At 63.6% G+C, this 17,909-nt stretch carries 17 protein-coding genes; 9 read left to right on the forward strand and 8 right to left on the reverse strand.

Features of this window, described 5'->3' with window-relative positions:
* Window positions 1–26: 26 nt before the first annotated feature.
* The 3 genes from GYK42_RS25015 to GYK42_RS25025 all read right to left on the reverse strand — a co-directional run bounded on the left by GYK42_RS25015 (window position 27) and on the right by GYK42_RS25025 (window position 2,987).
* Window positions 27–1,307 (reverse strand): TRAP transporter large permease, encoded by a 1,281-nt coding sequence (locus tag GYK42_RS25015; protein WP_034746868.1) that lies wholly within the window; start codon window positions 1,305–1,307, stop codon window positions 27–29.
* On the reverse strand, window positions 1,304–1,876 hold the full coding sequence (locus GYK42_RS25020) for a TRAP transporter small permease (RefSeq protein WP_166449690.1): 573 nt from the start codon (window positions 1,874–1,876) through the stop codon (window positions 1,304–1,306). The genes GYK42_RS25015 and GYK42_RS25020 overlap by 4 nt, the downstream gene beginning before the upstream one ends.
* Before the next feature lie 118 nt (window positions 1,877–1,994).
* Window positions 1,995–2,987: a TRAP transporter substrate-binding protein gene (locus GYK42_RS25025; protein ID WP_431190188.1), complete on the reverse strand. Its 993-nt coding sequence runs from the start codon at window positions 2,985–2,987 to the stop codon at window positions 1,995–1,997.
* Between the two features lie 135 nt (window positions 2,988–3,122).
* Between GYK42_RS25025 and GYK42_RS25030 the strand changes: the two genes are divergently transcribed.
* Both GYK42_RS25030 and GYK42_RS25035 read left to right on the forward strand, forming a co-directional pair.
* On the forward strand, window positions 3,123–5,141 hold the full coding sequence (locus tag GYK42_RS25030) for a sensor histidine kinase (protein ID WP_240943805.1): 2,019 nt from the start codon (window positions 3,123–3,125) through the stop codon (window positions 5,139–5,141).
* A gap of 46 nt (window positions 5,142–5,187) precedes the next feature.
* Entirely contained in the window at window positions 5,188–5,772 is a 585-nt protein-coding gene (locus GYK42_RS25035) for a response regulator transcription factor (RefSeq protein ID WP_166449692.1), read from the forward strand.
* Between the two features lie 80 nt (window positions 5,773–5,852).
* Here GYK42_RS25035 and GYK42_RS25040 read toward each other — a convergent pair whose 3' ends face one another.
* A complete protein-coding gene (locus tag GYK42_RS25040) occupies window positions 5,853–6,680 on the reverse strand; it encodes a siderophore-interacting protein (RefSeq protein ID WP_166449693.1) in 828 nt (275 codons plus the stop codon).
* Window positions 6,681–6,702: 22 nt separating this feature from the next.
* Complete coding sequence (locus tag GYK42_RS25045) at window positions 6,703–7,368, reverse strand: PadR family transcriptional regulator (RefSeq protein WP_166449694.1); 666 nt, start codon at window positions 7,366–7,368, stop codon at window positions 6,703–6,705.
* Window positions 7,369–7,481: 113 nt separating this feature from the next.
* Between GYK42_RS25045 and GYK42_RS25050 the strand changes: the two genes are divergently transcribed.
* A complete protein-coding gene (locus tag GYK42_RS25050; RefSeq protein WP_166449695.1) occupies window positions 7,482–7,859 on the forward strand; it encodes a DUF3052 family protein in 378 nt (125 codons plus the stop codon).
* Between the two features lie 7 nt (window positions 7,860–7,866).
* On the opposite strand, the gene queG is transcribed toward GYK42_RS25050, so the two are convergent.
* Window positions 7,867–8,958, reverse strand: coding sequence for a tRNA epoxyqueuosine(34) reductase QueG (gene queG / locus GYK42_RS25055; RefSeq protein ID WP_166449696.1), 1,092 nt, complete (start codon window positions 8,956–8,958; stop codon window positions 7,867–7,869).
* Window positions 8,959–9,036: 78 nt separating this feature from the next.
* On the opposite strand from queG, the gene tsaE reads away from it, so the two are divergent.
* The 3 genes from tsaE to GYK42_RS25070 are packed head-to-tail and all read left to right on the forward strand — an operon-like array spanning window position 9,037 to window position 11,742.
* Entirely contained in the window at window positions 9,037–9,525 is a 489-nt protein-coding gene (gene tsaE / locus GYK42_RS25060) for a tRNA (adenosine(37)-N6)-threonylcarbamoyltransferase complex ATPase subunit type 1 TsaE (RefSeq protein WP_034780043.1), read from the forward strand.
* Window positions 9,489–10,886 carry an N-acetylmuramoyl-L-alanine amidase gene (locus tag GYK42_RS25065; RefSeq protein ID WP_166449697.1) on the forward strand — a complete coding sequence of 466 codons (1,398 nt, stop codon included), beginning with the start codon at window positions 9,489–9,491 and terminating at the stop codon, window positions 10,884–10,886. Before tsaE ends, GYK42_RS25065 begins: the two co-directional genes overlap by 37 nt.
* A 19-nt stretch (window positions 10,887–10,905) precedes the next feature.
* Complete coding sequence (locus tag GYK42_RS25070) at window positions 10,906–11,742, forward strand: D-hexose-6-phosphate mutarotase (RefSeq protein WP_166449698.1); 837 nt, start codon at window positions 10,906–10,908, stop codon at window positions 11,740–11,742.
* Here the strand turns inward: GYK42_RS25070 and GYK42_RS25075 are convergent.
* Together GYK42_RS25075 and GYK42_RS25080 are read right to left on the reverse strand one after the other, a co-directional pair.
* On the reverse strand, window positions 11,739–12,770 hold the full coding sequence (locus GYK42_RS25075) for a carbonic anhydrase (RefSeq protein ID WP_166449699.1): 1,032 nt from the start codon (window positions 12,768–12,770) through the stop codon (window positions 11,739–11,741). The genes GYK42_RS25070 and GYK42_RS25075 overlap by 4 nt on opposite strands.
* Window positions 12,771–12,927: 157 nt before the next feature.
* Entirely contained in the window at window positions 12,928–13,578 is a 651-nt protein-coding gene (locus GYK42_RS25080; protein ID WP_166449700.1) for a VTT domain-containing protein, read from the reverse strand.
* Window positions 13,579–13,826: 248 nt separating this feature from the next.
* Here GYK42_RS25080 and GYK42_RS25085 point away from each other — a divergent pair, with 248 nt between their 5' ends.
* From GYK42_RS25085 to miaA, 3 genes are all read left to right on the forward strand, one after another.
* Window positions 13,827–14,768: a peptidylprolyl isomerase gene (locus tag GYK42_RS25085; RefSeq protein ID WP_166449701.1), complete on the forward strand. Its 942-nt coding sequence runs from the start codon at window positions 13,827–13,829 to the stop codon at window positions 14,766–14,768.
* 126 nt (window positions 14,769–14,894) lie between these two features.
* The gene (mutL, locus tag GYK42_RS25090; RefSeq protein WP_166449702.1) at window positions 14,895–16,808 is read left to right on the forward strand and encodes a DNA mismatch repair endonuclease MutL; all 1,914 of its coding nucleotides are present in this window, start codon (window positions 14,895–14,897) and stop codon (window positions 16,806–16,808) included.
* A gap of 79 nt (window positions 16,809–16,887) precedes the next feature.
* Entirely contained in the window at window positions 16,888–17,835 is a 948-nt protein-coding gene (miaA, locus tag GYK42_RS25095) for a tRNA (adenosine(37)-N6)-dimethylallyltransferase MiaA (protein WP_166449703.1), read from the forward strand.
* The last annotated feature ends 74 nt before the right edge of the window (window positions 17,836–17,909 follow it).

Here is a 17,909-nt window from a genome sequence, read left to right on the forward strand (position 1 = left end):
TTTGCACCATGACGGGGACAACTGTTTTAGTTGTAAATTAAATTTGGCAGCCACAGCGAGATTTGTGGTACGTAGGTAATCAAACCCAGGAAGGCCAGCATGGTCAGCAGCCATGGCATCACGGCCACGGTCAGCTCCGAGATGCCCATCTTGGTGATACCGGACGCCACGTACAGGTTCAGGCCCACGGGTGGATGGCACATGCCCACTTCCATGTTGACCACGATCAGGATGCCGAAGTGCACAGGATCGATGCCCAGCTTCATGGCGACGGGGAACAGGATAGGCGCCATGATCAGCACGATGGACGACGGTTCCATGACGTTACCAGCCAACAACAGCAGCACGTTGACCACCAACAAGAAACTGATCACGCCCAGGCCCTTGCCCGTGATCCATTCGGCCATCGCCTGCGGGATGTTTTCGCTGGTCATCAGGAACGAGAACAGCACGGCATTCGTGATGATGTACAACAGCATCGCCGACATGGCGGCCGAATCAAGCAAGACCTTGCCCACTTGCTTGATCTTCAAGTCCTTGTAGACGAAGACGGCGATGATGAAGGCGTACACGGCAGCCATGGCGGCCGCTTCCGTCGGCGTGAAGGCGCCGGAATAAATGCCGCCCATGACGATGACAATCAAGAGCAGGCCCCAGGCGCTCTTCTTGAACGTGACGAAGCGCTCGCCCCAGCTGGCCTTTTTCATGCGCGGATAGTTGTGCTTGCGCGCCAAAAACCACGTGGTCAGGCCCAGCAGCATGGCCAGCATCATGCCGGGAATCACGCCCGCCATGAACAGTTTACCGACCGAGGTATTCGTGCTGACGGAATACATCACCATCACGATCGACGGTGGAATCAAGATCCCCAGCGCGCCCGAAGTGGTGATGACGCCGGCGCCGAAACCGCGCGGATAGCCCTGCTTGACCATGGCCGGCAGGATGATGGAGCCGATCGCCACCACGGTGGCGGGGCTGGAACCGGACACGGCCGCAAACAGCGCGCACGCCATCACGCCGGCCAGCGCCAGGCCGCCGTGCCAGTGGCCGACCATGGAGCTGGCGAAGTTGATCATGCGCCGGGCCACCCCGCCATGCGTGAGGAAGTTACCCGCCAAAATGAAGAACGGGATGGCCATGATCTCGAATTTCTCGATGCCCGTGAAAATCTTCAGGGCCACCGATTCGATGGGCACGCTGGTCATGGTGAACAGAAACGTCAGTACCGTCAGGCCCAGCGAAATGGAAATCGGCATGCCGGTCAGCATCAGCGCCAGCAGCAATACAAAAATAATCAGCGCGTTCATGCCTTGGCTCCTTTTTCTTCCGCCGCCAGTTCATCTTCCAGGCCCTCGACGTGCGAGTGGTCGTGTTTCGGCAAGGCGCCCGTCTTGATGAAATGCACCATCACCTGCAGGAAGCGGAAGCACATCAGGTAGGAGCCGAGCGGCACGGCCAGGTAGACCAGCCACATCGGCACTTCCATGTCGGCCGACGTCTGGTCCGTGTGGCCAATCGACCACACGAAGCTGGCGCCCAAGGTACCCACGATGCCTGTAAACAGGGCGCCGGCGCCGAGGCCGAAGACGATGAAGCGGTCGCGCCAGCGCGGATTCATACGGTTGATCAAGACATCGACGCCCACGTGGATGCCCGTGCGCACGCCATACGCGGCGCCGAACTTGGCCATCCAGACGAACATGTAGATACACAGTTCCTGGGCCCAACTGGTATTGATTTGAATCAGGAAGTCTTGCAGGCCCGGTATCGGCAGGCCCGCCAGGTAGCGGTGCACGACCGCGACGAAAATGATGAAGGTGGCTGCGCCCATCAGGGTCGCGATCAGCCACTCTTCCAGGTGATCCAGAAATTTCATGGTGGACTTTCAAAGAATGCGGGTACACGGACTCCCGCGCAGGACGCGCAGGAGTCATTCAAGCCAGTGGCAGGGATGCCCTGCCTGGCGCGCCAGGCGGCGCGCTACAGCATGCTGCTTACTTCGCGCTTTCCTTGTTGATGGCCGAGATCAGATCCTTGCCGATGCGCCCTTCCATGGCCTTCTGCACGGGCGCCAGCGCCTTGCGCCACTCGGCCTGTTCCTGCACCGTCAGCGTATAGATCTGCGTCTTGCCCGCTTTCTTGATGGCGTCGAGGGCCTGGTCGTTGTCGCGCTGGGCGATGGCTTTTTCAAACGTGGTCGCCTCGCGCATGGCTTTTTCCAGCTGGCCGCGTATATCGGGCGGCAAGCCATCCCAGAATTTCTTGTTGACGATAACGGCATAGCCCAGGTAGCCGTGGTTGGACACGGTTACGTGCTTCTGCACTTCATGCATCTTTTGCGTGTACATGTTCGACGGCGGATTTTCCGTGCCGTCGACCACGCCCGTCTGCAGCGCCTGATACACTTCCGAGAAGGCCAGCACCTGCGGGTTGGCGCCCAGCGCGCGCATCTGCGCATCGAGTACCTTGGACGACTGGATGCGCATTTTCAGGCCCTTGAAGTCGGCCGGATTGTGCAGCGGCTTGTTGGCCGACATCACCTTGAAGCCATTGTCCCAGTAGGCCAGGCCCGTGATACCCTTGGGTTCCAGCTTTTTCAGCAGGCTCTTGCCGATTTCGCCTTCGGTGACGTTGTACAGCGCCGTCTTGGTAGGGAAAATATAGGGCAGGTCGAACGCTTCGAATTCCTTCACGCCCAGCGGGCCGAACTTGGCCAGCGAGGGCGCCAGCATCTGCACGGCGCCCAGCTGCAACGCTTCGAGTTCTTCCTTGTCCTTGTACAGCTGGCTGTTCGGGTACAGTTCGACCTTGACCTTGCCATTCGTGGCTTTTTCGGCCAGCTGCTTGAAGCGTTCGGCGGCCTGGCCTTTCGGCGTGTCGGTCGCCACGACGTGGCTGAACTTGATGACGATGGGGGCTTGCGCGTAAGCGTGGACGCCGGCGGTGGCGCCGATGGCGGCGCACAGCGCGACGAACATGGTTTTCATCTGCATTGTTGTCTCCTGAGTGGTTTTTGAAAAACTTTATTATTTGTCTACTTGAATATTGTGCCAAAGAAACTGCCGCCGCTATTGTGGTTAACCACAATAGCCGGTTCCCGATAAGCCGCTACCCTGCCAGCCATGCCGACTCCCCCCACCCTTGCACGCCGCTTCAAGCTATCGAGCCCGATGCGCTGGCTGCTGCCCGTCATCCTGCTGCTGCTGTTCCTGTCCATCCTGTTCTGGCTGCCCTGGCAGGCGCGCCAGATGGAAAGCAACGAACGCCAGGAGCAGCTGATCGCCGACACCCTGTGGGTGGAACAGACCATCCGCTTCCAGCTGGCGCGCAACGAGGAAAGCCTGTTCAACCTGGGCGTGGACATCGCCAGCAGCTCCCTGTCGGCGGAAAAGGTACACGAACGGCTGCAGCAGATGTTGCGCAATGGCCGAGAACTGCAGCGCGTGCTGTGGCTCGACACCAGCGGCAAGGTGCTGGCCACCAGCGACAACAGCCTGCCGCATGCGCTGTCGTTTTCGCCGGCCTCGCTGACGGCGGCCGACAATGCGCGCCGCTTGCACCGGGGCCAGTACGCCCAGCCTTCGCAGCAGACGGGCTTTCCCGACGCGCCGCCGGGCGCCATGCTGATGGATTACCACCAGCCCCTGTTCGACGGCCAGCGCTATGTCGGCAGCCTGGTGGCCACTTACCAGATCAGCAGCCTGCTCGATGAAATGGTGCCGTGGTGGTTCGCCCAGGATAACCAGATTTCGCTGATCGACCGCGACGACAAGGTGCTGGCGCGGCGCGCCGCCGCCGGCCCCGGTCACGGCGTGTACACGCACAAGCGCGCGCTCGACGTGCCCGGCGCCAGTATCACCCTGTTTACCGACAGCGTGAAAAGCCAGCCCAAGCTGCTGCCCAATTTGCTGGTCGGCTCCGTCATCGCCCTGTCGCTGGGCTTGCTGTGGAGCTTGCTGGCCCTGTGGCGGCATATTTCGCGCCGCCTGGTGGCCGAAGGCGCGCTGCGCCAGCAGATGCTGTTTCGCACGGCGATGGAAAACTCGCTGGTGACGGGCATGCGCGCGCGCGACCTGGAAGGCAGGGTCACCTACGTGAATCCCGCGTTTTGCCAGATCGTCGGCTATCCGCCCGAGGAAATCCTGGGTCGTTTGCCGCCCATGCCCTACTGGGTGCCCGAGGCGCTGGAGGAATACCAGCAGCGCTTCGTCAAGGCCTTGGCCGGCAATCCCACGCCGCAGTTCGAAACCTATTTCCAGCGTCCGGACGGCACGCGCGTGGCGGTGCTGATCTTCGAGGCGCCCTTGGTGGACAAGAATGGCCAGCAGACGGGCTGGATGGGTTCCGTGCTCGATATCTCGGACCGCAAGCGCGTCGAGGAACTCAATCGCCAGCAGCAGGAAAAGCTGCAAACGAGCTCGCGCCTGGCCACCATGGGCGAACTGGCATCGATGCTCGCGCATGAATTGAACCAGCCGCTGGCGGCCATTTCCAGCTATACGACGGGCGCCTTGAATTTGATCCGCCGCGCCATCGAGCATGACGCTCCCGTCGATCCGGGCACCTTGAAACCGGCGCTGGAACAGGCCAGCGCGCAGGCGCAGCGGGCCGGCCAGATCATCCGCAGCGTGCACGATTTCGTGCGCAAGAGCGAGCCGCAGCGCCAGGATATCGCCATCCGCACCCTGATCGACGGCATCCGCGCGCTGATCGACCTGCAGGCGCGCAAATACTATGTCACCATCCAGGAAGAGCTGCCGCCGGATCTGCCGCTGCTGCGCGCCGATCCCGTGATGATCGAGCAAGTGCTGCTGAACCTGACGCGCAACGCCATCGAGGCCATGCAGGACGCGGCGCCGGGACGGCGTATCATGCGCCTGCGGGCCAGCCACGACGCGCAGCAGGGCATGGTGACGGTGGACGTGATCGACCATGGCCATGGCATCCCGCAGGACGTGGCCGAGCGGCTGTTTTCGCCGTTTTTCTCGACCAAGTCCGAAGGCATGGGCATGGGTCTGAACATCTGCCGCACCGCCATCGAATTTCACGGCGGCGCGCTGACCTTCGGCGCCAACCCCGCTGGCGGTACCATCTTTACATTCAGCGTGCCGGCCGCGCCAGGCGCGCCGCACCCGCATTAACCAGTAATCAGTAACCAATAACGCATAACGACAAGCCGGAGACACCATGCTACACATCATCGACGACGAAGAGGTCGTACGCGACTCCCTGTCCTGGCTGGCCGCCTCGCGCAGCATCGAATCGCGCAACTACGCCAGCGCCCAGCAATTCCTCGATAGCCTCGACGGCAACTTCGACACGGCCGGCGACTGCGTGCTGCTCGACGTGCGCATGCCCGACATGAACGGCATCGCCATGTTCGACCAGCTGGTCAAGCGCGACCTGACGGCGCGCCTGCCCGTGATCTTCCTCACGGGCCACGGCGACGTGCCGATGGCCGTCGACAGCCTGAAACGGGGCGCCTTCGACTTCTTTGAAAAGCCGTTCAACGACAACGACCTGATGGACCGCGTGCAGCAGGGCCTGGCCAACTCGCGCCAGGCCGGCGAGCTGGCCGCCGTGCACGCGCGCCTGGCCACCCTGTCGACGCGCGAACGCGAAGTGCTGGACCTGATTTTGGCGGGCAAGATGAACAAGGTGGTGGCCGACAAGCTGGGCATCAGCATGCGCACCGTGGAAGTCCACCGCGCGCATATCTTCGACAAGATGCAGGTCAAGACGGCGGTGGAACTGGCGGGATTGTTGAAGTAATGACGCTGATTGTTGGATTACGCAGCGCTGGCGCGCCGCTAATCCAACCTACATTCCACTGTAAGCCGACGCCACCCCTATCACTCATCATGGTGTTCATGATGCTCTTCCACGCCATGCTTCCAGTAACTGGCCACATGCAGATGCTGCTTCGGCACCCGGGCGTCAATAAAGTGCCCGCGCAAGCCCTGCACCTGCGCATGCTCGCACGCCACCCACACATAGCCGTCGCCTTCCTGCGGCAAGGCCACTTGCTCCAACGCTTCCAATAGCAGCGGCCCCTTGCAGCCATTGCGCGCCACCCAGCGCACGTCCAGCTGCGCCGCGCTGTCCAACGCGATCTGCTCGCCGTCTTCGACGATCTCGATCACGGCAATGGCGCGCGCCGTGGCCGGCAACTGCTCCAGGCGGCGGGCGATGGCCGGCAAGGCCGTCTGGTCGCCCACCAGCACATACCAGTCGAAATCAAGCGGTACCAGCATCGAGCCGCGCGGGCCGCCCACGCCCAGGGTCTGGCCGGGCGCGGCTTGCGCCGCCCAGCTGGCCGCGGGGCCGTCGCCATGCAGCACGAAGTCGATTTCCAGCTCGCGCCGCGCGGCGTCGTAGCGACGCGGCGTGTAATTGCGGGCGATGGGTCGCGCGCCTTCGGCGTACTGGATGGGATTCGGCCCATTGCCCAGCACGGGAAACACGGGCGCTGTCTGTCCCGGGGCTGGGAAGAACAGTTTCACGTGGTCGTCGTGCGCCGGCGAGACAAAGCCGTCCAGGTCGTCGCCCGCCAGGGTGATGCGGCGCATGTGCGGCGTCAACTGTTCGGTGCGCACGACGGTGAGCACGCGCAGTTTCAAGTCATGCCGCACGCGTTCGATGGCGTGCGGGCGTGGCGCTGCAGTTGTTAAAGTAGTCATTGCGTATCCTTGTAAAGTGGGCTCAGTGGCCGTCAACGATGGCGTTCGCCGCCTGTTCCAGCACGGCGGAGACGCGCTCGGCTTCCGCCTCGCTCCAATTGGTCTTGTTCAGCAACAGCGCATGCTTGAGGGTATGCATGGCCTGGTGCACGCGCTCGGGCAAGGCCTTGCGCGCCTGGACGCGGGCAAACATGTCGAGGCGGGCCAGGATGCCGTCCACCTGGGCGCGGTTCTCGTCCAGATACGCGCGGCCCAGGTCCGTGATCGTATAGAGTTTCTTGCCGCTGGCGCTTTCGGAAGACGTGACGTGATCCTGCTCTTCCAGCAGGGTCAGGGTCGGATACACGGCGCCCGGACTGGGGGCGTAGGCGCCGCCGCAACGCTCTTCGATGGCCTTGATGATTTCATAGCCGTGGCGCGGGCTGATTTCAATCAGCGCCAGCACGATCAGCGGCAGGTCGCCGCGGCCAAAGACGCGCTCGGCCCGTTCGCCGCGCCCACCGCGCCCGCCAGGACCACCGCCCATGCCGCCCATGCCATCACCGCGCTCGTCGAAGCCGCGCGGGCCGCGGCCATGCATGAAGTAGTCACCGCGATGCCCATGGCGGTGGTCGTGGCGATGCTCGCCGTGATGGTGGTGGTGATGCTGACCGCAATGGCCGTGTTCTGTATGGTGTGAGTTTCTCATGTTTTCTCTTTAAAGATATATCGTTAGTAGGTATCGTCATTTTATAACGATATATCGATAAGTCAAGGGGAAATTTGCTATGCTCGTCTTTTCCCACTCCACACGCCGATGCCATGCCTGAAAAAACCGTTGCTGAAAAAATGTATGTGAAAAATGCCACGACCCTGACCGTGCTCAATGACGGCGGCGAGCATGAGGAATTGCTGGCGCAGTTGCCGCCGGAGCGGCTGGTACGGGAAAGTGAAAAAGCCGACTGGATACTGCTGTTCGCGCGCAGCCGCGCGGAACTGGAGCAATTCCTGCCCGTGGCGCAGGCGCGCCTGGCGCCCGGTGGCGCCCTCTGGGTGGCTTACCGCAAGGGGGGAATCAAGGCAGGCAGCGATATCCACCGCGACGATATCCGCCTGTATGCGCAGGGATCAGGGCTCGACAGCGTGGCGATGGTCGCCATCGACGCCGGCTGGTCAGCGCTGCGCCTGAAACAAGTGTAGTCGAGGTCTAGGCGATGCCGTGCAAGGCCAGCGCCCATTCGACGTGTTCGCGCACGATGGCCGATGGATGCTCGCGGCGCGACAGCAGGGCCGCGACGATGTCGGCCTGGCCTTTGGCCTTGGCGGCCGCATTGCCCATGCCGACGGCCAGGTTGCGCAGCCAGCGTTCGTGGCCGATGCGGCGAATGGCGCTGCCTTCCATGCGGCGGTTGAATTCCTCTTCCGTCCAGGCGAACAGCTCCACCATGCCGGCGCTGCCCAGGCTGTGGCGCTCGTCGAAGTCGGGCACGACGGCGCGCTGGGCGAACTTGTTCCACGGGCAGACGGTCTGGCAATCGTCGCAGCCATACACCTTGTTGCCAATCAGGGGGCGCATCTCGACGGGAATGGCGCCCTTCAATTCGATCGTCAGATACGAGATGCAGCGGCGCGCGTCGAGCTGGTACGGCCCGAGGATGGCTTGCGTCGGGCACACCGTGATGCACGCCGAGCACTGGCCGCAGCGCGGCGTTTCCGGCGGATCGACGGGCAACGGCACATCGATGAGGATCTCGCCAAGGAAAAAGAAGGAACCGCCCTGGCGGTTGATCAGCAAGGTGTGCTTGCCACGCCAGCCCAATCCCCCCTTTTGCGCCAGCTCGACTTCCATCACGGGCGCCGAATCGCTGAAGACGCGGTAGCCGAAGTCGCCGATCTCGCCCTTGATGCGCTCGGCCAGCTGCTGCAGGCGCGAACGCATCACCTTGTGATAATCGCGGCCGCGCGCATACACGGAGATCACGGCCGCTTCAGGATCGGCGTCGCGCGCCGCCTCGTGCGCACGCCAGTCCGGCCCCAGCGCCGGCGGCAGATAATTCATGCGCGCGCTGATGGCGCGCACCGTGCCCGGCACCAGTTCGGCCGGGCGCGCGCGCTTCATGCCATGGCTGGCCATGTAATCCATTTCGCCGTGATACCCTGCGGCTAGCCAGGCTTGCAAGGGCGCTTCCATGTGCGACAGGTCGACGTCGGCGATGCGCACCTCGGCAAAACCCAGCTCGCGCCCCCATTCTTTGATGGTGCGCGCCAGGACGGCGAGATCGGTGACGGTGGCGGACATAGGGGACTTTACGGAAAACGGGAGGCGCGCGGGCGGTTACAATGACAGCAGCCTCCATTTTATGCGATACCGAAGATAATGACCGAACACTTCAAAGCCCACCTCCACGACGAAGCCGGCACCGCCGCGCTGGGCGCCGCGCTGGCGCGCGCGCTGGCGCCGGGCCTGGCGATCTACCTGCACGGCGACCTCGGTGCCGGCAAGACGGCCCTCACGCGCGCCCTGCTGCACGCGGCCGGCCATGCGGGCCACGTGAAAAGCCCCACCTACACCTTGTCCGAACCGTACACGGTGCAGCTCGATGGCCAGAGCGTCAACGTCATCCACTTCGACCTGTACCGCATGGGCAGCGCCGAGGAATTTCTCGACGCGGGCTTTCGCGAAGACTTCGACGGCCGTAATATCTGCATCGTCGAATGGCCGGAGAAAGCCGAACCGGTGCTGCCGCCGGCCGACCTGAATATTTATTTGAACGTTGCGGGTACAGGACGTGATGTAGAATTGCAAGCGTCTTCTGAATTGGGTCTGTCATGCCTTCACCGTCTCAAGTTCGCCCCGAACCTTTGATCTCCTCGCCCATCACCCGGCGCACGGTCCTCAAGGCCGGCGGCACCCTGCTGTTGTCCGTGTTCGCGCCCATGTCGGCGATGGCGGCGCAAATTCTCGCCGTGCGCGTCTGGCCGGCCGAGGACTACACGCGCGTCACCCTGGAAAACGACAGCATCCTCAAGGCGACCCACTTCATCGTCAAGGATCCGGAACGCCTGGTGGTCGACATCGAAGGGCTGGAACTCAATCCCACCTTGAAGGGCCTGGTGGCGAAGATCCAGTCGAACGACCCGTACATCAAGCAGGTGCGCGTGGGCCAGAACCGGCCCAACGTCGTGCGCCTGGTGTTCGACCTGAAAGAGGAAGTCACGCCGCAGTTGTTTACCCTGCCCCCGGCCGGCTCCTACAACCACCGCCTGATCTTCGACCTGTATCCCGTACGCGAGCCGGACCTGATCGCGCAGATGATCGAAAAGGGCGACTGGTCGAGCGACCCGGCCAAGCCACCCATGGCCGACACGCACACGCCGCCGCCCGCGCTGCCGCTGCCCGAGAGCGGCAAGCCGCCCGTGGCCGCCGTCACACCGGCAACGCCGATCGTGCCGCCCGTGCCCGACGTGCGTCCGGAACAGCGCCCCGAAGCGCGTCCCCTGCCGGGCCAGAAAGTGGTGCGCATGATTACCATCGCCCTCGATCCCGGCCACGGCGGCGAAGACCCGGGCGCCATGGGCAGCCGGGGCAGCCGCGAAAAAGACGTGGTGCTGGCCATCGCCAAGCGCCTCAAGACCAAGCTGGAACTGCAGCCGAACATGCGCGTCATGCTCACGCGCGACGCCGATTTCTTCGTCCCGCTGGGCATGCGCGTGGAAAAGGCGCGCAAGGTGCAGGCCGACCTGTTCGTCTCGATCCACGCCGACGCCTTCATCCAGCCGACGGCGCGCGGCTCGTCCGTCTTCGTACTGTCCGAAAAGGGCGCCACCTCGACGGCCGCGCGCTGGCTGGCCAACAAGGAAAACCAGGCCGATCTGATCGGCGGCGTGAACGTGAAGAACCACGACAAGCAGCTGGCCAGCGTGCTGCTCGACCTGTCGACGACGGCGCAGATCAATGACAGCATGAAGCTGGGCAAGGCCGTGCTGCGCGAAATCGGCGGCATCAACCGCCTGCACAAGGGTTCCGTCGAACAGGCCGGCTTCGCCGTGCTCAAAGCACCGGACATCCCTTCCATCCTGATCGAGACGGCGTTCATCTCGAATCCGGAAGAAGAAGCCAAGCTGACCGACAACGGCTACCAGGACCAGATGGCCGACGCCATCGTCACGGGCATCAAGAATTATTTTGCCAAGAATCCGCCACTGGCGAAAAGCCGCCTGACCTGACATGACATGAAAGCCTAGCATGAGCGAGAGTACCTTTGGCCAGCTGCCGGCCGTGACCATCCGCGCCGCCGATGGCGCGCAAGCGACCGTCACCCTGTACGGCGGCCACCTGGTCTCGTGGCAGACCAGCGATGGCCAGGAGCGCCTGTTCTGCAGCCGCGATTCCGCCCTCGACGGCAGCCGCGCCATCCGTGGCGGCGTACCCGTGATCTTTCCCCAGTTCGGCGCGCGCGGCACGGGCATGCGCCACGGCTTTGCGCGCGTGGCGACGTGGCAGCTGGAATCGAGCGGCGAGGCCGATGGCGCCGCATGGGCGCAATTTGTCCTGACCCAGGCTGACTTGCCGGAAGCGATCGCCGCCACCTGGGCCTGGGCTTTCACCTTGCGCCTGCGCGTGGCCGTCAAGGCGCAGGCGCTGGAACTGAACCTGTCCGTGCACAACACGGGCGAGCAGGCGTTTCCATTCTCGGCCGCCCTGCACAGTTATTTTGCGATTGATCAATTGAGCGAAGCGCGCGTTGGCGGCTTGCAGCGCGTGCGCTACTCGGACGAGACGCCGCAAGATGCCTTGCAGGCGGAAGAAGTGCTGCAGTTCGCGGACAAGATGGACCGCATCTACTACCAGCTGCCCGGTCCCTTGACCCTGCAATCTGGCAGCCATACCCTGCGCCTGGAGCAGCAGGGCTTCACGGACGCCGTCGTGTGGAACCCGGGCGCGCAAGACGCGGCCGCCCTGCCCGACCTGCCCGACGACGAGCAGCCGCGCTTCATCTGCATCGAGCCGGCCCTGATCCAGCCTGATACCCTGGCCGCCGGCGCCGAATGGACGGGCCGCCAGCGCCTTGAGTTTATTTAATTCGATTCCTTGATGATGCGTCCATTGCCCGGCTGAATCGGGCGCGCATTCAAGGGATACAAGCGGCTGAACAACGCCATCTGCGCCGGCGACGCCTGCACCGGCTGCTTCATCACCATCCACAGCACGCCTTCGCTGCAAGGCGGCTCCGTCATCGACCCCATATACGTGTAGTAATCGCGCCGCGCCGGCAGCATCTCGGCCGGGTCGAGCAGGATGGTCGGCTGCATGGTCTCGAATTTTTCCAGCGGCAGGTTGTTCCACACGGTCTGGATGGTCGCTTGCGGCGCGCCCCGCTCCAGCAGCAGCGCCAGCACGGCTTGCCGGCCTTCCGCGTCGCGGTGCACCAGGTGCACCACCATCTCGAACGCCTTGCCATTGATGCGCTCTTCGGACGGGCGGTGGAAATGGAATTGCTGCAGCTCGAACATGCGGTTCTGCACCGTGATGTAATTGCCGCCGCTCACGCCCACCTGCACCGTGTGGCCATTGTCGACCACGTTGAACGAGGACGGATGGTAGTCAAAGCTGATCTGCTCGAGTTCCACCTTCATGCCATCGCGGATATCGATCGGCGACTGGCGGCTGCCATTGCCGCACTTGGCCCAGTCGACATTGATCTTGCTCCAGTTCGCCGGGCCGCTGTCACCCTCGTACGACCAGTGCGTGCCGCGCGCCACGGGCGGTGGCGGCGGCGGTGCGGCCTTCACCACGGCGGCGCGCTTGGCGCGGGCGGCGGCGCGGGCCGCCTGGGTGGCGCGCATTTCCGCCAGGCGCGCCGCGATGCGTTCGGACAGGTCGACTTCGGCCGCTTCTTCCTTTTCGCGCGCCGTGGGCGCGACGACGACAGGCGTCTTGACCTCCTTGCCCTTCACCGATTCGGTCAGGGTTTTCATGGCGGCCGCGCGCGCCGACGCCGACATGGGCGCGGATGCGGTGGCGCTCGCCGGGGCGGGGGCATCTTTGGCGCTTGCCATGGCCGTCATCACGGCAAGGCTGCAAGCTAACAGGGCGCTCAAATGTCGCATGGAAATCCAGAAAGTAAGAATACCCTCTGGTTTACGGTTGGAAAGCAACAAAACTTGAATCAAGGCAGGAGCAAAGCAGAAGTACCGAAGAGAAAACGGGATCCAGGGCCAGCTGCGGACGGCGCCGCAGCATGCTTGCCCTGGATCTTTGCAGCAATTACGCCGACTTGCCGACCATGCGCTTGTAGAGTTTCCACATGCCGCCCAGTACCACCGGCACGACAGCGGCGCCGACACCGATCAGCACGATCAAGGTCAGGTGGTCGCGAATCCATGGGATATTGCCGAAGAAGTAACCCGCCGTCACCAGACCGACCACCCACAACAGGGCGCCCGTGATGTTGTACATCTGGAAGCGCGCATGCGTCATGTCGGAAATGCCGGCCACGAACGGGGCGAAGGTACGCACCACCGGCACAAAACGGGCCAGGATGATGGTCTTGCCGCCGTGCTTTTCAAAGAATTCATGCGTGCGGCGCATGGCGTCCTTGTTGATCCAGCGGTAATCGTGGGTAAACACCCTCTGCCCGATGGCCTCGCCTATCCAGTAATTGAGCGTATTGCCCGTGACGGCGGCTGTCACCAGCAAGACTATCAGCAAGCCCAGGTGCATCTGTCCCGTCGCGCAAAACGCGCCGGCGATAAACAACAAGGTATCTCCAGGGAAAAAAAACAGCACCACGAGGCCTGTCTCGCAAAAAATAATGGCAAACAGCACCGCATACACGAGGGTGCCGTACTGCTCGATCAAGATACCCAACGTCTTGTCGACATGCACGATCATGTCGAGGAATTGCACAAAATCCATATATTTTTCCCTAAAGGTAGCGGCGGAATCATACACCACCCGGCCCGCGCAACGGCAGTCCCCGGGGCGATATTTCTGGATTAATTATGCGGCGCCCTTGCGCGTGTGGCAATTTAAGTAAAGGTTAAGGAAAAGCCATATCGGCAGGCAACTGTCAGGATCGCCATCTGCAATGTTTTTCCAACGAAATATTGCCATTCCGGTATACACTTTCTGCACGACGCAACCCGCGTCGACCAGGAGAAAACATGTATCGACACCCACTGAGCGGCCTGACCATGGCCACCGTACTGGGCCTTGCACAGCTGGCTGCCCACGCGGCGCCCGTCCAGATCAAGGCGCCCGCCGAACTGCCCGCCAAGGCAACCTTGGCCGACGTGATCAAGGCATCGAAGCCGTCCGACTGGCGTCCGCTGGACCCGGACAACACCCTGTACCTCGACATTCCCGCCGGCCGCGTGGTGATCGAACTGGCACCCGACTTCGCGCCGAAACACGTGGCCAACATCAAGGCCCTGGTGGCGGAACAGTATTACGACGGCCTGGCCATCACGCGCGCGCAGGACAACTGGGTGGCGCAGTGGGGCGATCCGAACGAGAAAAATCCCAAGCCGATCCAGCATGCCCAGCGCACGCTGCCCGGCGAATTCACGGTACCGCTGAAAAACATCAAGAGCTTCACGCGCCTGCCGGACGTCGATGGCTATGCGCCGCAAGTGGGCCATTCGAACGGCTTCCCGTCGGCACGCGATCCGAAAACGGGCACGGCCTGGCTCACGCATTGCTATGCCACCGTGGGCGTGGGCCGCGACAGCACCAGCGACAGCGGCGGCGGCACGGAGCTGTACGCCGTCATCGGCCAGTCGCCGCGCCACCTGGACCGCGACATCACCGTCGTCGGCAGGGTCGTTTCCGGCATGCCATTACTGTCCACCCTGCCACGGGGCACGGCGCCCATGGGCTTTTATGACAGCCCCGAGAAAAACGTGCCGATCAAGGCCATCCGCCTGGCCGCCAGCGTGCCACCCGAGCAGCGCAGCAACCTGGAAGTGATGCGCACCGACAGCGCCGCTTACCAGGCCGTGCTGGAAGCCCAGCGCCACCGCGGCGGCCCGTGGAGCAAGGTCACGGCAGGCCATATCGACCTGTGCAATGCGCCGATACCGGTGCGGGAGGCGGGGAATAAATAGCGACTAAGGCTGGGGTCAGCCCCCGGGCACGTCGGCGCTAAATTTTGAGTTAGCGGTGTTGAGGGTCTGACCCCAAGTACGCTGGCGTTGGCGGCGTTGAGGGTCTGACCCCGGTATAATTGGGTCATGAACGCTCCCATCACGCCCCACCGCCCGATCCAGGCCTTGCCTGACCAGTTGATTTCGCAAATCGCCGCCGGCGAGGTGGTCGAGCGGCCATCCGCCGTCGTCAAGGAATTGCTGGAAAACGCGCTCGACTCGGGCGCCACGCAGATCACGGTGCGGCTGGAAGAAGGGGGCGTGAAACGCATCGCGATTACAGACAACGGCCGCGGCATCGACAAGGATCAGCTGCCGCTGGCCCTGGCGCGCCACGCCACGTCAAAAATCGCCTCGCTGCACGACCTGGAAAACGTGGGTACCCTGGGCTTTCGCGGCGAGGCGCTGGCCTCGATCGCCTCGGTGGCCGCCGTCACCGTGACCTCGCGCACGGCCGACGCAGCCCATGCGTGGGAAATCGTCGGCTCGCACAATGGCAGCGTCTCGCCATCGTCGGGCGCGCACGGCACCACGGTCGACGTGCAAGACCTGTATTTCAACACGCCCGCGCGGCGCAAATTCCTCAAATCGGAGCAGACGGAATACGGCCACTGCGCCGAAGTCGTGCGCCGCATCGCGCTGGCGCGGCCGGACGTGTCGTTCTCGCTGTCGCACAACGGCCGCACCATCGACCAGTGGAATATCAGCGAACTGGCCAAGCGCAGCGCCCACATCCTCGGCAACGACTTCGCCGAAGCGCGACTGGCGCTGGACGAGTCGGCCGGCAGCCTGCACATACACGGCTTTGCCGGCTTGCCGACGGCGTCCAAGGCGCGCGCCGATGGCCAGTTCTTTTATGTCAACGGGCGCTTCGTGCGCGACAAGCTGCTCGTGCACGCCGTGCGCATGGCCTACCAGGACGTGCTGCATGGCGACCGTTTTCCGTCGTACGTGCTGGCGCTCGACCTCGACCCGGCCCTGGTCGACGTCAACGTGCACCCGTCGAAGATCGAAGTGCGCTTCCGCGACAGCCGTTCCGTGCACCAGTTCGTATTCCACGCCGTGCAGCGCGCGCTGGCGCAAACGTCGGCCACGGCCTTCGGCAGCGTACCGGCGCCTTTGCCGGCCGCTTCCACCCTGGGCGGCGATACCGCTGGCGCGGGTTTGGGTGGCCCCGGCATCTGGCGCCGCGAGCAGACGCAAACGTCATTCGGCGCGCAGTTTACAAATACCTTTGCCCCCGCCTCGCCCGGCGCGAACCTTCCCTTCTTTGCCGACGCGCCAGGCGTGGCCCAGGACGCGGCGGCCTATGGCGCCCTGTTCAGCGGCGGCGCAGGTGCCGCCAACTCGCCGATCACGCAGGTGGAACCGTACATCGCCTCGCCCGAAGCGATGGCGCGCGAAGAGTATCCGCTGGGCTTTGCCCTGGCCCAGCTGCATGGCATCTACATCCTGGCGCAAAATACCAAGGGCCTGGTGCTGGTCGACATGCATGCGGCGCACGAGCGCATCCTGTACGAGCAGTTGAAAAACGCGCTGCAGGCGCAAGTGTCGGGCCAGGACATGCAGGTGCAATCCTTGCTGATCCCCGTGACGTTCTACGCGGACGCCATCGAAGTGTCGACGGCGAATGAAAACCAGGACACATTGAAAGCGCTGGGCTTCGACATCGCCGCCCTGTCGCCCACCACCCTGGCCGTGCGCAGCGTGCCGACCTTGCTGAAGAACGCCGACGCGCAAACCCTGGCGCGCGACGTGCTGCGCGACGTGCGCGAATACGGCGGCTCGCGCGTGCTGATCGAGCGCCAGAACGAATTGCTGGGCACCCTGGCCTGCCACACAGCCGTGCGCGCCAACCGGATTTTATCGGTGCAGGAAATGAACGCCCTGCTGCGCCAGATGGAGAGCACGGAACGCGCCGACCAGTGCAACCATGGCCGGCCGACGTGGGTGCAGGTCGAGATCAACGCGCTCGATAAACTGTTCCTGCGCGGCCAATAAAATTCCGGGGTCAGACCCGCCGGGTCTGACCCCAGCCTTTGCCTTGCCCCCCCCATCGCAAGCACATCAAAAAAGCATCATGACAAATACCCATACCCTCCCCCTGGCCGTCGCCATCATGGGCCCCACGGCCAGCGGCAAGACGGCCAGTGCGCTGGCCATCGCGCAAGCCATCCCGTCCGAGATCATTTCCGTCGATTCCGCCCTCGTCTACCGGGGCATGGATATCGGCACGGCCAAGCCGTCGAGGGAAGAACTGGCCCAGGTACAGCATCATCTGATCGACATCATCGACCCGCTGGACGCCTATTCCGTGGCGCAGTTCCGCAACGACACCCTGCGCCTGGTGGCGGAGATCTCCGCGCGCGGCAAGCTGCCGCTGCTCGTCGGCGGCACCATGCTGTATTTTAAGGGTCTGGCCGATGGCCTCGACGACTTGCCCGGCGCCGACCCGGCCTTGCGCGCCCAGCTGGAAGAGGACGCGGCCGCCATCGGCTGGCCCGCCATGCATGCGCGCCTGGCACAGCAAGACCCTGTCACGGCGGCGCGCCTGGCGCCGCAGGACGCGCAGCGCATCGGCCGCGCGCTGGAAATCATCGCCCTGTCCGGCCAGCCCATGTCGGCCCTGCTGGCGCGACGCGAAAAGACCGTGCTGCCGTTCCAGTTGCAATCATTCGCGCTGGAACCGTCGGACCGCGCCGTGCTGCATGCGCGCATCGCCACGCGCTTCGACCTGATGCTGAAAAACGACGCCCTGCTCGATGAAGTGGATGGGTTGCGCCGGCGCGGCGACCTGCACCCGGGCCTGCCATCGATGCGCTGCGTGGGCTACCGCCAGGCCTGGGACTACCTCGATGGCCGCATCGACCGCGCCGCCCTGCGCGAGACGGGCATCATCGCCACGCGCCAGTTGGCCAAGCGACAGCTGACCTGGCTGCGTTCGATGCCGGAACGCATCGTCATCGACTGCCTGGGCGCCGATCCGGCCTCGTCCATGCTGGCGCAGATCCAGCCGTTGCTGAAATAATCATGAACGCTGTAACACACAAAAAATCCACAGATTTTTCATGGCCAGCATTGACAAGGAAATGGGAAGACTGG

The organism is Janthinobacterium lividum, assembly GCF_011601275.1.
Lineage (GTDB): Bacteria > Pseudomonadota > Gammaproteobacteria > Burkholderiales > Burkholderiaceae_D > Janthinobacterium > Janthinobacterium lividum_E.

Excerpts from the sequence above, each read along its gene's own strand:
- GYK42_RS25075 (WP_166449699.1), bottom strand. The coding sequence starts at position 12,770 with ATGCGACATTTGAGCGCCCTGTTAGCTTGCAGCCTTGCCGTGATGACG.
- mutL (WP_166449702.1), top strand. The coding sequence starts at position 14,895 with ATGAACGCTCCCATCACGCCCCACCGCCCGATCCAGGCCTTGCCTGAC.
- GYK42_RS25070 (WP_166449698.1), top strand. The coding sequence starts at position 10,906 with ATGAGCGAGAGTACCTTTGGCCAGCTGCCGGCCGTGACCATCCGCGCC.
- GYK42_RS25050 (WP_166449695.1), top strand. The coding sequence starts at position 7,482 with ATGCCTGAAAAAACCGTTGCTGAAAAAATGTATGTGAAAAATGCCACG.
- GYK42_RS25080 (WP_166449700.1), bottom strand. The coding sequence starts at position 13,578 with ATGGATTTTGTGCAATTCCTCGACATGATCGTGCATGTCGACAAGACG.
- GYK42_RS25020 (WP_166449690.1), bottom strand. The coding sequence starts at position 1,876 with ATGAAATTTCTGGATCACCTGGAAGAGTGGCTGATCGCGACCCTGATG.
- GYK42_RS25040 (WP_166449693.1), bottom strand. The coding sequence starts at position 6,680 with ATGACTACTTTAACAACTGCAGCGCCACGCCCGCACGCCATCGAACGC.
- miaA (WP_166449703.1), top strand. The coding sequence starts at position 16,888 with ATGACAAATACCCATACCCTCCCCCTGGCCGTCGCCATCATGGGCCCC.
- queG (WP_166449696.1), bottom strand. The coding sequence starts at position 8,958 with ATGTCCGCCACCGTCACCGATCTCGCCGTCCTGGCGCGCACCATCAAA.
- GYK42_RS25030 (WP_240943805.1), top strand. The coding sequence starts at position 3,123 with ATGCCGACTCCCCCCACCCTTGCACGCCGCTTCAAGCTATCGAGCCCG.
- GYK42_RS25065 (WP_166449697.1), top strand. The coding sequence starts at position 9,489 with ATGCCTTCACCGTCTCAAGTTCGCCCCGAACCTTTGATCTCCTCGCCC.
- GYK42_RS25015 (WP_034746868.1), bottom strand. The coding sequence starts at position 1,307 with ATGAACGCGCTGATTATTTTTGTATTGCTGCTGGCGCTGATGCTGACC.
- GYK42_RS25045 (WP_166449694.1), bottom strand. The coding sequence starts at position 7,368 with ATGAGAAACTCACACCATACAGAACACGGCCATTGCGGTCAGCATCAC.
- GYK42_RS25025 (WP_431190188.1), bottom strand. The coding sequence starts at position 2,987 with ATGAAAACCATGTTCGTCGCGCTGTGCGCCGCCATCGGCGCCACCGCC.
- GYK42_RS25035 (WP_166449692.1), top strand. The coding sequence starts at position 5,188 with ATGCTACACATCATCGACGACGAAGAGGTCGTACGCGACTCCCTGTCC.
- tsaE (WP_034780043.1), top strand. The coding sequence starts at position 9,037 with ATGACCGAACACTTCAAAGCCCACCTCCACGACGAAGCCGGCACCGCC.
- GYK42_RS25085 (WP_166449701.1), top strand. The coding sequence starts at position 13,827 with ATGTATCGACACCCACTGAGCGGCCTGACCATGGCCACCGTACTGGGC.